At 70.6% G+C, this 11339-nt stretch carries 10 protein-coding genes; all 10 read right to left on the bottom strand.

All coding sequences use genetic code 11. From position 1 onward, the window contains the following. Nucleotides 1-142: 142 nt before the first annotated feature. On the bottom strand, nt 143-1408 hold the full coding sequence (locus tag ACFVNO_RS16835) for a styrene monooxygenase/indole monooxygenase family protein (protein WP_378893535.1): 1266 nt from the start codon (nt 1406-1408) through the stop codon (nt 143-145). Between the two features lie 67 nt (nt 1409-1475). Further along, complete coding sequence (locus ACFVNO_RS16830; RefSeq protein WP_260697157.1) at nt 1476-2033, bottom strand: ATP/GTP-binding protein; 558 nt, start codon at nt 2031-2033, stop codon at nt 1476-1478. A gap of 22 nt (nt 2034-2055) precedes the next feature. Next, a complete protein-coding gene (locus tag ACFVNO_RS16825; protein ID WP_220562849.1) occupies nt 2056-2415 on the bottom strand; it encodes a DUF742 domain-containing protein in 360 nt (119 codons plus the stop codon). Nucleotides 2416-2461: 46 nt separating this feature from the next. Continuing rightward, nucleotides 2462-2887, bottom strand: coding sequence for a roadblock/LC7 domain-containing protein (locus ACFVNO_RS16820; protein ID WP_073375556.1), 426 nt, complete (start codon nt 2885-2887; stop codon nt 2462-2464). A gap of 83 nt (nt 2888-2970) precedes the next feature. Continuing rightward, nucleotides 2971-5547 carry an ATP-binding protein gene (locus tag ACFVNO_RS16815; protein WP_378893530.1) on the bottom strand — a complete coding sequence of 859 codons (2577 nt, stop codon included), beginning with the start codon at nt 5545-5547 and terminating at the stop codon, nt 2971-2973. 808 nt (nt 5548-6355) lie between these two features. Further along, nucleotides 6356-8167 carry an ABC transporter substrate-binding protein gene (locus ACFVNO_RS16810; protein ID WP_355265632.1) on the bottom strand — a complete coding sequence of 604 codons (1812 nt, stop codon included), beginning with the start codon at nt 8165-8167 and terminating at the stop codon, nt 6356-6358. Beyond that, nucleotides 8164-8352, bottom strand: a complete 189-nt coding sequence (locus ACFVNO_RS16805; RefSeq protein ID WP_220562854.1) for a hypothetical protein — start codon at nt 8350-8352, stop codon at nt 8164-8166. The genes ACFVNO_RS16810 and ACFVNO_RS16805 overlap by 4 nt, the downstream gene beginning before the upstream one ends. A 4-nt stretch (nt 8353-8356) precedes the next feature. After that, nucleotides 8357-9394, bottom strand: coding sequence for an ABC transporter ATP-binding protein (locus ACFVNO_RS16800; protein WP_378893525.1), 1038 nt, complete (start codon nt 9392-9394; stop codon nt 8357-8359). Then, on the bottom strand, nt 9387-10451 hold the full coding sequence (locus ACFVNO_RS16795) for an ABC transporter ATP-binding protein (RefSeq protein WP_355265638.1): 1065 nt from the start codon (nt 10449-10451) through the stop codon (nt 9387-9389). The genes ACFVNO_RS16800 and ACFVNO_RS16795 overlap by 8 nt, the downstream gene beginning before the upstream one ends. 5 nt (nt 10452-10456) lie before the next feature. After that, nucleotides 10457-11338 (bottom strand): ABC transporter permease, encoded by an 882-nt coding sequence (locus ACFVNO_RS16790; protein WP_355265641.1) that lies wholly within the window; start codon nt 11336-11338, stop codon nt 10457-10459. Between the last annotated feature and the right edge of the window lies 1 nt (nt 11339).

The following is an 11339-nucleotide window of genomic DNA, read 5'->3' as shown; positions in this document are numbered from 1 at the left end:
TGCTCACGATGCATGCCAATGAATCTCCCGATTTCGGTCGGGCAAGATGGTCATTGTGTTGACGGCGTAACCCGAAGACCCGTCCGAAACAGGAAAAGCCCGATGCCGGCAAGGGCATCGGGCGGGAGCGCCACGCGCGGGGTCAAGCCCCGTGCCGCGCTCGGACCTCCGCGAGATAGGCCAGGGCCTTCTCCGGGTCGAGCAGCCATTTCCCGTAGTCCGGCGGGTAGTCCCACCCCTGGATCCACCGGTCCGCCACTTCGGGGTACCGCTGGGCGCCGTCGAGGAGTTCGCCGAAGTGCGGAGGGAGGTCACCGGCATCCCACATGGTGGAATTCATTTCGGACCAGAGCTGGTTGTGCAGACCGAACTCCCAGAACCGGTCGAAGGTCCGTACGAGGAACTCCTCGTCGAACTCCCGGTCGCCGTGCTCGATGATGCTCTCCAGGTAGGCCTTGGCGCACCGGGTGGAGTTGTTCCAGCTCTGCCCCACGTACGGGTCCATCGTGACTACCACGTCGGCCATGCCCAGCACCTTGCCCCCGGAGGGCAGGGTGCCCACCGGGTTGCGGACCTGCGGGGTCAGATCCTCGATCAGGGCGCTGTTCTTGCCGTCGATCAGGACGGCGTCCTTGATCCGCTCGAAGTACTCGGGCGTGTACTGGCGCGTCAGGTCCTTCATCCGGCGCAGCTGCTCCTCCGCCCCCGGACGGTCGGGCCAGGCGTCCATCGGGCCGCCCCGCTTGTCGACCATGACCAGGACGTGGCAGGGCCCCTCCTGGCTGAGGACCGGCATGAAGATGATGTTCCCGGCCTCCGCCGCCGACGCCGCCCAGCCGATGTTCTCGTCCGCTCCCTCCTCGGGCCAGACGTCGTAGATGTACGCCTGGGCGATGGAGCGCGGCCGGGCCCCGCTGAACCGGCTCTCGTCCCGGTCGAAGAGCTGTCCCAGCTCGCCGTGGCCGACGGCCACGACGATCAGGTCGAACATCCGGGAGAAGTAGTCGAGGTCGGTGACGGTGACACCGTGGATGACGACCTTGCCGCCCCGGTCCTCGAAGTACTCCAGCCAGTCCGCCATCTTCACACGGCGGTCGACCGAGACCATGTAGTCGTTGCCGGTGCCGGTCCGGCCGGAGAAGGACATGACCGGGTTCCCGGCCCCTGGGTACAGGTGCACCCGCTGGTCCCTGATCTGCGGCGACAGGGCACTCCAGAAGTCGAGGTTGTGCCCTCTCTCGTAGTTCAGGGCCGTCGGGAAGGTGAGCTGCGAGATCGACGCCCTTCCGGTGCGGATCTCCATGGAGGACTGCCCCGTGATCACCGTGACGTCGTAGCCTTCGGTCAGCAGGCCGTGAGCCAAGTGCAGACCGGCATGGCCTGCACCGATGATGAGGATCTTGCGCATCTGTCGCTAACTTTCCTGGGGGACCAACGGGGTCGGTGGGGACCCGTGCGTCACGGCTCCCCGCCCGTCAGGCGACGGGCTCGCTGGCGCGGTTGTGCTCCAGGGCGTACCGCAGGAGGGCCTTGAGGACCTCTCCCCCGGACAGCCGCTGGCGGGCGTCGAAGTCGATGATGGGGACCTCCGGGCTGACCTCCAGGGCCTCCCGGACCTGTTCGGCCGTGTAGTCCAGCTGCCCCTCGAACCGGTTCAGCGCCACGATGTAGGGGATGCGCTTGTTCGTCTCGAAGTAGTCGACGGCGTCGAAGGAGTCCGCCAGCCGACGGCAGTCGACCACGACGACGGCGCCCACGGCGCCCCTGACGAGATCGTCCCACATGAACCAGAACCGCGCCTGGCCCGGTGTGCCGAACATGTACATGACGAGTTCGTCGTCGATGGTGATGCGGCCGAAGTCCATCGCGACGGTGGTGGTCGTCTTGTCGGGGGTGATCGAGGTGTCGTCGTGACCGATGCTCGCCTCGGTCATGATCGCCTCGGTTGTGACGGGCGGGATCTCCGACACCGAGCGCACCAGAGTCGTCTTGCCGGCGCCGAAGCCGCCGGCGATGACGATCTTGCTCGACATCTTCTTGCGATTGGACCGCTTGTCACTGGAAAAGTCGTTCGAGACCACGAAGAGCCCTCTCCAGAACCTGGTTTTCCGATGGACTGCTGCCGGTGATGGTCGGGTGGATGTACACCAGATCCTGCTCGGCCAGGTCACTGACCAGGACCTGGGTGACGCCCAGGGGGATGCCCAACTCGGCCGAGATCTCGGCCAGCGACCGGGTCTCCCGGCACAGCTTGTAAATACTGATCGACTCCGGCATGAGGGTGCCAGGGGGCTCCTGCCCGGGCTCGGAGGTCGAGACCAGGGTCTGCACCATCAGCGGATGCCGAGACCGCGTCCGCCCACCGGTGAAGGTGAACGGGCGAACGCGGTTACTCCTTCGCCTGCGGAAGCTCATTGACGTGGCAACCTCATTCCTGCTGAACCGTAACGGGTCACCGTCGTCAGTTCTGGATGACTTCGCGCAGCTGCGAGCGCAGCTGCGGCGTGAGGACGTGGGCGACGTTCTCGACGAGCTTGGCCATCTGGAAGCCCACGATCTTCAGCTCGGTCCCGGGGGCGGTGAGCACCGCCATGCAGGAGCCGTCGCTGATCGCCATGATGAACAGGTGTCCGTGGTTGAAGCGCACGAGCAGCTGCTCGCACTCCCCGCGCTGGAACAGGCTCGCCCCGCCCACGGCCAGGCTGTGCAGCCCGCTGGCGATGGCGGCGAGCTGCTCGGCGTGCTCCTCGGGGAAGTCGCTGGAGTGGGTGAGGACCAGGCCGTCGGAGGAGACCACGACGGCGTGCTCGACACCGCGCACGTCGCGGACGAACCGGTCGATGAGCCACGAGAAGTTCTCAACACTGTCGTTCACGGGTTCAGTCATGCTCTACCTGCCTCGGCCGAGTGTCTTAGGGGTTCGGGGGATCTGCGCGGACACCGGGGTGCGCGCGCCGGGGGTGCGGCCGGTCATTCGTCGGCCTTCCCGCCCGTGTCGTCCGTGGTCGCGTCCAGTTCCTCACCCTCAAGGGCGGCGCGTTCGCCTTCGAGGAAGTCACCCAGTTCGTCCCGGATCTGTTCGGCCCGGGCCTCTCCGGTGAGCTTGGGGGGCGTGTCCCCGCGCGCCGGGGGGGTCGCGCCGGGGTCGGGGCGCGGCATCATGCGCAGCGGGGAGCCGTGCGGGGTGGCGCTGCGCCGGGGCAGTCCCGCGGCGGTGACCGCGGAGGTGCCGCCCGACGCGCCGGAGGCGCTCTTGGGAGTGCCGTTGGGCGAGCCCTGGGCCGGCGCGGCGGCCGGGGGCGCGGAGGCCGGGGCCGGGCGGACGGCGGGGACCGTCGAGGCGGGGACCGTGGAGGTGCGCGCCTGTCCCGGGGTCCGCGGCGTGGCCACCCGCAGCAGCTCCTTGGGGACGATCACGTAGGCGCTCACCCCGCGGAAGGCGCGGGATTCGAGCTTGGCCGACAGGCCGTGCTTCTTGGCGATGCGGCTGGCGACGTACAGGCCCATGTGCCGGGGCGCCTCCTCGTCCAGCACCGGCTCGCCGGACAGCCGCTCGTTGAGCTCGGCCAGCTGCTTGTCCGGGATGCCCACGCCCTCGTCCTCGACGACGATCATGAGGTCGTCGCCGTCCAGGGTCTGGCCGCTGATGACGACCTGGGAGTGCTCCGGGGAGTTGGCTGTGGCGTTGTCGAGGAGTTCGGCCAGCAGGTGGCTGATGTCGTCGGCCGCCATACCGGTGATGGAGGTCTGCGGGAGCTTGCCCAGCTTGACGCGGGGGTAGTCCTTGATCTCCGACACCGCGGCGCGGGCCACGTCGAGCAGGGGGACGATCTCGTCGTGGGCGTCGGACTCGCCGCCGTCATGTCCGGTGAGCACCAGGAAGTTCTCCCCGTTGCGCCGCATCCGGGTCGCGAAGTTGTCGATCTGGAAGAGCTTGTCGAGCAGGTCGGGGTCCTGTGCGTCGGACTCCAGCTCCTCGACCATCTCCAGCAGCGCGTCGACGAGGGAGAGGTCGCGCATGGCCAGGCCCGCCAGCGCCTCGTTGAGCAGGCCCTTGCCGTCCTCCCGCACCAGCGGGGTGTCCGGCGCCGGCGGCGCGGCCGCCTCGGGCTCCGGCCCGGCGGCAGGGACCGTGGGGGCCGGGGCGGGCGCGGCCTCGGCGACCGGCTCGGTGACGGAGGCGGCCTCGGCCTCGGGCTCGGCGGCCGGCGCGGCGGCGGTGTCCTCCTCCTCGGCGGGCTCCTCCTGCCGCGGCTCGGCGCGGGTCAGCGCCTTGTCCTCCTCGCGGACCTCGGCGGCCGACGCCTGCTCGGCGAACAGGGTGGCGGCGGTGTCGGCGGTGATCACCTGCGGCGGCTGCCCCGCGGTGAACACGATGACGTGCTGGACCGGCTGGCCGTAGGGGTTGGCCTGCCCCGGGTAGAACACCGGCTGGCCCTGGACCATGTAGCCGGGCGGCTGGAAGGGCGCCGGGTACACGTTGGGGTAGGCCATCGGCGGCGGCACCGGGGCCGGGTACACCGGGTACGGGTAGGCCATGTGCGGCTGCGGGTAGGGGTACTCGCCCCGCGGGTGGGCGGGCGGCGGGTTCCGGTAGGCCTCCGGCCGCGGCGCGCGGGGGTCGGGCCCGTACCGGTGGTCGTCGCCGTAGGGGTCGTGCGGGGCCCCGCGGTGGTCGTGCACCGGGTAGGGCTCGCGGTAGGGGTTGCCGCGCGGGGCGCGGCGGGGGTCCTCGTAGCGGTGCCCGTCCGCGCCGTACTCCGGCCGGGGCGCGCCGTACTCCGGCTCCGGCCGGGACGCGTAGTCGGCGCGGCCGGAGACCCGGTCGGCGTAACCGGGGTCGTAGGGGTTGCCGCGCGGGGCGCGGCGGGGCTCCTCGTAGCGGTCGGGTTCGGCGCGCTGGTCGCGCCAGGCCTCCTGGCGGTGCCGCCCGTCGGTGGCGGGCTCGGCCGCGGCGCGGGGCTCGCGGTAGGGGGTGCCGCCCTCGGGCCGGTGGCCGCGGCGGTCGCCCCGGGGGGAGTCCCGGCGCGCGGGCTCGGGCAGCGGTGACTCCGCGGAGGAGGATGCAGGGGTGAATGACACAGGGGCCTCGAATTGCTCCGTGTGGGGGGGCTCCGACGCGGCGGCGGCGGGGGGCGGTCCCGGTTCCTCGGACGCGGGCGGGGTCTGGTGCACCGGGGCCTCCTCCTCGGACGCGGTGTGCTCCGGCGGAGCGGTGACTTCGGGTGTGCGCGGCTCGGGCTCGTCGAGGCCGGCGCCGCGCCATTGGCCGACGGGAACGGCATCGGGTGCGACGTCGTCGACCTCGACGCGTCGGACCGAAGTGTAGGGGTTGGGGGCGCCGGCGCGCGGGGTCGGCCGGTAGCCGTTCTCGGCGGAGCCGGAGAAGGGGCCGACGGGTCGTTCCACCGAGGGGACGTCCGCGGGGGCGCTCTCGCCTCCGCCCGCCGTCGTCTCCCCCGCACGGGGGGAGGCGGTGTGCCGGCCGCCGTCCCGGTCCGCGGGGCGGCCGGGTTCCTGCGAGTGCGGATGCACGGGCTGATGCACGGGATTTCCTTGCTCGGTCTCCATGGAGCGGGTTTCCTGGATACGGACCATACGGTAGATGGCCCGGCGGAAACGCCCCTCACGCCTGTCTGCGGGCTCCTGCGCCGACGCCTTCGCCCCGCCCTCGGGGGATCGGGGGACGGAGCCCTCTGCCGGCGGCGGCGCCTGTGCCACTGTCTCGTCTCCTCGGCTCGGGGGCGGTCCGGCCCCGCTCGCGCGGGGCGGGGATGGGGCCCGCTTGACGGGGGACAAGCACCCACGGCCCGCACAATTCCTGCACTTCCACCGGTAATCGTCGTTCGGTTCGCCAGACTAACAAAGGCGGACCGGCTTGGCAGAAGAATCGGAGAAGCATCGGAAAAGGGCTTCCATCATCCCTCTTGACCAGGGACGACAGGGGAGAGCGGAGAACTGCTCAGGCGACCCTTTGGCCACTTATGTCAGGTTATGACCGACGATGGACCAGGGTCGCCCTCCGGACACGGCCCCGGGCCGCATTCCCCTTCGGATCCGCGTTCCCGGCGGGCGCGCATGTTCCGCGGAGGGTGTCGCGCCGGGGCGGACGGAACTGCGTCCATGGCTGGGGACCTTCCACATCCGGGGGCCGGGGGCTGCGGGGGACGCCGGGAACGCCGTGACTTCCCGGTGTCTTCGGAGACTACATCCACAAAAGCCCCACTGCGGACATGACACCCCTTTCCGTGTCCAAGGTCGGGACTTTGGTCCCGACATCGGAGCGAAAACGGGGCGGGCCCGCGCAGGGCCCGCCCCGGGTGCCCCGGAGGTCACTCCCACCTCCGGCGGGCGGCTACTCGACCGGCTTCAGGTCGCCCTGGATGAGCGACAGGATGACGTGGTTGTCCATGTAGATCTGGTTCTGCGACGCCGGGTGGTCGTCGTCGAACTTCGCCACACGGACCCCCTCCAGGGCGGGGGCCAGGTACTTGTAGGTCCAGACGGGGATGCGCGGCAGCAGCTCGTTGAAGACGATCGCCATCGTCCTCACCGCCTCGATCTGCTCCTCCTCGGTGGGCGCGGTCTTGGCGACCTCCACCAGGGCCTCCAGGTCCACCTCGCCCTGGCTGGGGCTGTCCACCTTGAGGTCGAAGTCCTGGCCCGGGGTGTCCCCGGTGCGCGCGTTCTCCACCAGGAAGTTCATCTGGAAGGCGCCCCAGTAGGACGGGATCTCCGGGTTGCCCCAGTGGCGCACGGCCACCTCGAAGTCGCCGGCGGCCCAGATGCCCCAGGGGTTGTCGGCGGGGACGTTGGACGCCGTGGTCTGGATGCCGAAGTCGTTCCACGCCTCCTCGACCTGGGTGGCGGTGAGCTCGAAGTCGCCCCAGCCGACCACGCCGACGACCTCGAAGGAGGCCGGCTCGCCGTCCGGCAGGTGCCAGATCCCGTCCTGCTTGGTCCAGCCCGCCTCCTCCAGCAGCTCGGTGGCCTTGTCGTGGTCCAGGTCGTAGGTCGCGAACCCGGCCAGCTCCTCCTGGCTGAAGACCTGCTCGGCCTGCATGTCCACCAGGCCGGCGTAGTAGTTGACGCGGGTGTAGGCCTCGCCGCGCGCGACCTGGCCGATCTGGTCGCTGTCCAGCAGGTGGGCCAGCGCCTTGCGGACGCGCACGTCCTTCAGCTCCGGCTTCTTCTGGTAGTTGAACATCAGGCCGCAGCCGTCGTAGCCGGGGTGCTCGATCCAGCGCAGGCCCTCCACACTCTGGAACGCCTGCTGGTCCGCGGCGGAGGTCGCCAGGGTGGAGTAGTCCACCTCGCCCTGCTGGATGAGCAGGGAGGCCTGCCGGTTGTCCCCCTTGTGGATGACGACCTCGTCGAAGGCGACCTCGGTGCCCTGGTACCCGTCCTCGTTGCGCACCAGGGTGATGCGCGCGTCGGCGGTCTGGGCCGGGTCGAACTTGTACGGGCCGCTGCAGATGACGTCGGTGGGGTTGAACGCGATGAACTCGGCGTTGAACTCGTTGTGCTCGTCGTCGCCCTGGCGGACCCCGTCGGCGACCATCGCGATGGCGCGCTCGCCGAAGTCGCCGTAGGTGGACTTGGAGAAGAGGCGGTGGTCGATGACCTGGAGCTCGATGCCGGGGAACGGGTTGTCGAAGCGGGCCCGGACGCTGAGGTCGTCCAGCTTCTCCAGCTCGGTGATCTGCGGGAAGCCGATGGACCAGGCCGGGGCCTCCAGAACGCGGATGGCGAAGTTCTGGTGCAGGTCGTCGGCGTTCAGGTCGGTGCCGTCGCTCCACTTCAGGCCGGGGCGCAGGCTGACGATGAGGTCGTCGCCCTCCCAGACCGCGTTCTCCATGAGCAGGTAGTCCCACTCGTGGGTCTTCCAGTTGTAGAACCCGCCCGCGGGCAGGAACAGGTCGGCGTAGACCGAGTTCATGAGCAGCGCGCCGTCCTCCACGGCGACGTTGCGGGTCTGTGCGTCGATGTCGTAGTCGTAGACGCCGGTGAACTGGCCCGGGACGGCGTTGGACGCGTTGTCTCCGCCGGCGCAGGCCGCCAGGACGTTGGCTCCGGCGACGCCGACCGCGCCGAAGCCGACGGCCTTGAGGAGTCTCCTGCGGCTGAGATCCTGTAGGAGTGTGTTGCGGTCGGGGGTGGGGGTCATTCCTGGCGCTTCCTTTCGATGAGGACGGCGAGCAGTCCGAGGGAGAGCACGGTCAGGCCGATCACGACGGTGACGACGCTGATCACGAACTCGGCTGTGCCGGGGGGATTCAGCAGGGCCGTGAGGCCGGCGGCCAGGGCGAGGAAGGCTCCGACGAGGAGGCCGAAACGGCCGATGAGGAGCATCCGCTCACCCCTGGCCGGCCACGTGGCAGGCGAGCAGTCGGTCATGGCCGCGCACCAGTGGCGGTCGGCGGGTGTCGCACTCCCCCGGGGCGTAGAGGGGGCAGCGCGGGTGGAAGTCGCACCCGGGGGGCAGGGCCGTCAGGTCGGGGATGTCCGCGCTGCGCAGCCGGATCCGCTCCTTGGTCCGGGCCAGGTCGGGGTCGGGTTCGCAGACCGCCGAGATCAGCGCCCGGGTGTAGGGGTGCCGCGGATCGTTGACCACCCGGGGCGTGGGGCCGTGTTCGACGACCTTGCCCAGGTACATGACGGCGATCTCGCCCTCCCAGGCGAAGTACTTGGCCACCGCCAGGTCGTGGGTGATGAACAGGAAGCCGACGCCCAGGTCGTCGCGCAGCCGGCCCAGGGTGTTGAGCAGGCTGACCCGGATGGAGACGTCGAGCATGGAGGTGGACTCGTCGGCGATGATCACCTCGGGGTTCATCGCCAGGGCCCGGGCGATGGCGACGCGCTGGCGCTGGCCGCCGGACATCTGGTGGGGGTACTTGTCGATGAAGTCCGCGGCCGGGGTGAGGTCGACCCGTTCCAGGAGTTCGGCGGTGACCCTGCGGGCCTCCCTGTGGTCGGCGACCATGCGGTGGCGGCGCAGCCCGGCGGAGACCGTGGAGTAGACGGTGCGCACCGGGTTGAGGGAGGCGTAGGGGTCCTGGTGAATGTACTGGACCGCGCGCCGGAACCCCGAGCGCTCCTTCTTGTCCATGGCGGTGATGTCGCGGCCGCGGAACAGCACCGACCCGGCGGTGGGGTCGGCCAGCCCGGCGGCCATCCGGGCGGTGGTGGTCTTGCCGCAGCCGGACTCCCCCACCAGGCACAGGGCCTTGCCCGGGCGGACCTCCAGGTCGACCCCCGCGACGGCGGGCACGTCGCCGCGCGCGCTGGGGAAGACCTGGTGCACGCCGCGCAGGCTCAGCACCGGGGCGGGGTCGGGGCCGGGGGCGGCCGCCCCGGCGGCCGGGGCGGGCGCGGGCACGGAACGGTCAATCACGGGTGACCCCCTCGGCGGCGAGTTCGCGGGTGCGCAGGCAGGCGGCGGCGTGGCTGAGGCCGTCGCCGCGGGTGTGCAGGACCTCCAGCTCCGGGCGGGTCTCGCGGCACCGCTCGGCGGCGTGCCTGCAGCGGGGGGCGAAGGAGCAGCCCGGGGGCAGGGAGGAGAGGCCGGGCGGGCCGCCGGGCAGGGACTCGGGGACGACCAGGTCGCCGCTGACCGGGGGCACGGAGTTGATCAGCGCCGAGGTGTAGGGGTGGCGCGGCCGGTAGAAGATGTCGCGCGTGGTGCCGGTCTCGATGAGGCGGCCCGCGTACATCGTCCCGACGCGGTCGGCGAGTTCGGCGGCCAGTCCCAGGTCGTGGGTGATGAAGACCATCGAGAAGCGCAGCTCCTCGCGCAGTTCGGACAGGCGCTCGACGATGGCCCGCTGGGTGAGCAGGTCCAGGGCCGTGGTGGGCTCGTCCAGGATGAGCAGCTGCGGTTTCAGCGCCAGGGCCAGGGCGATGAGGGCGCGCTGGCGCATGCCGCCGGACAGCTCGTGCGGGAAGGCGTCCAGGACCCGGGCCGGGTCCAGCCGGACCATCTCCAGCAGGGCGGCCGACTCCTCGCGGACCGCGGAGCGGCGGCGGGCGCGGCCGGTCTCGTGCGCGCGGAAGGTGTCGAGGAAGTGGTCCTCGATCTTGAGCACCGGGTTGAAGGCGTTCATCGCGCCCTGGAAGACCATGGCGGCCTCACTCCAGCGGAACCGGCGCAGGTCCTCCCTGGCCAGGGAGCGGACGTCGACGGTGCGCCCGTCCTTGCGGCGGAAGAGGATCTCCCCGGCCGAGACGACGCCGGTGCGCGGCAGCAGGCGCAGCAGCCCCAGGCCCAGGGTGGTCTTGCCGCAGCCGGACTCCCCCACCAGGGCCATGGACTGGCCGGGGTAGAGGTCGAAGGAGACGCCGTGGACGGCGGTCACCTGTGTGCGCCGACCGGTGCGGTAGCCGACGTCGACGCCGCGGACGGAGAGCAGCGGCCCCTCGGCCGGGGCCGGCGCTGCGTGGGAAGCGGTCACGTGGCTCACCTGTCCCGGAGTCGTGGGTTGAGGGCCTGTTCCAGGGACCGGGTCATGGTGACCAGGCCGATCTGGAAGAGCATGATCATCACCATCGGGGCGACCAGGAACGGCGCGGCCGTGGGGACCAGGAAGGCGTTGTTGTCCCAGGCCTGCTGGATCATCAGCCCCCAGTTGGCGGCGGTGCTGGGCAGCAGCCCCAGCAGGTACATGCCGACGACGGCGTAGATCGCGTTGGTGATCGCGATGATGAAGTTGACGAAGATGTAGCCGGCCATGTTGGGCAGCACCTCGGCGAAGAGGATGCGCGCGGTGCCCAGGTCCTGGAGCCGGGCCGCCTCGACGAACTCGCGTTCGCGCAGGGTGAGCACCTGGGCTCGGATGGAGCGCATGAGGTAGGGCCAGGTGACCAGGCCGATGATGAAGGCGACGACCATCGGCGAGGCGGTGCGGTAGAAGGACGCCACGACCAGCATCAGGACGATGAACGGGATGGTCATCGTGATGTCGGTGAGCTGGAGCAGGAAGTGGTCGATCCGGCCGCGCACGTAGCCGGCGATCCCGCCCAGGACGACGGCGATGGCGACGGTGATCAGCGCGGCGACGATGCCCACCCAGATGGGTTCGCGGCCGCCCAGGACCAGCTGGACGAAGGTGTCCTTGCCCTCGTGGTTGGTGCCGAGCCAGTGCTCGGCGGTGATCGGGCCCCAGATCTTGGTGACGTCGGTCGGGTTGTCGGTGTCGACGAAGAAGGGGCCGACGAAGGCGAACAGGAGGACGCCGACGACGATGCACAGCCCGACGAATCCGCTGGTGCTGCGGGTGACGCCGTGCCAGATGGCGCCCCAGACCCCGGCTCCGCCGGGGGCGGCGGTACTGACTGCCATG

This window comes from Nocardiopsis sp. NPDC057823 (assembly GCF_042797335.1).
Taxonomy (GTDB): Bacteria; Actinomycetota; Actinomycetes; order Streptosporangiales; family Streptosporangiaceae; genus Nocardiopsis; species Nocardiopsis changdeensis.
Note: the sequence above shows the minus strand (reverse complement) of the source record. Positions and strands in the feature narration are given on the sequence as shown.

Excerpts from the sequence above, each read along its gene's own strand:
- ACFVNO_RS16810 (WP_355265632.1), bottom strand. The coding sequence starts at position 8,167 with ATGACCCCCACCCCCGACCGCAACACACTCCTACAGGATCTCAGCCGC.
- ACFVNO_RS16790 (WP_355265641.1), bottom strand. The coding sequence starts at position 11,338 with ATGGCAGTCAGTACCGCCGCCCCCGGCGGAGCCGGGGTCTGGGGCGCC.
- ACFVNO_RS16835 (WP_378893535.1), bottom strand. The coding sequence starts at position 1,408 with ATGCGCAAGATCCTCATCATCGGTGCAGGCCATGCCGGTCTGCACTTG.
- ACFVNO_RS16805 (WP_220562854.1), bottom strand. The coding sequence starts at position 8,352 with ATGCTCCTCATCGGCCGTTTCGGCCTCCTCGTCGGAGCCTTCCTCGCC.
- ACFVNO_RS16820 (WP_073375556.1), bottom strand. The coding sequence starts at position 2,887 with ATGACTGAACCCGTGAACGACAGTGTTGAGAACTTCTCGTGGCTCATC.
- ACFVNO_RS16830 (WP_260697157.1), bottom strand. The coding sequence starts at position 2,033 with ATGTCGAGCAAGATCGTCATCGCCGGCGGCTTCGGCGCCGGCAAGACG.
- ACFVNO_RS16825 (WP_220562849.1), bottom strand. The coding sequence starts at position 2,415 with ATGAGCTTCCGCAGGCGAAGGAGTAACCGCGTTCGCCCGTTCACCTTC.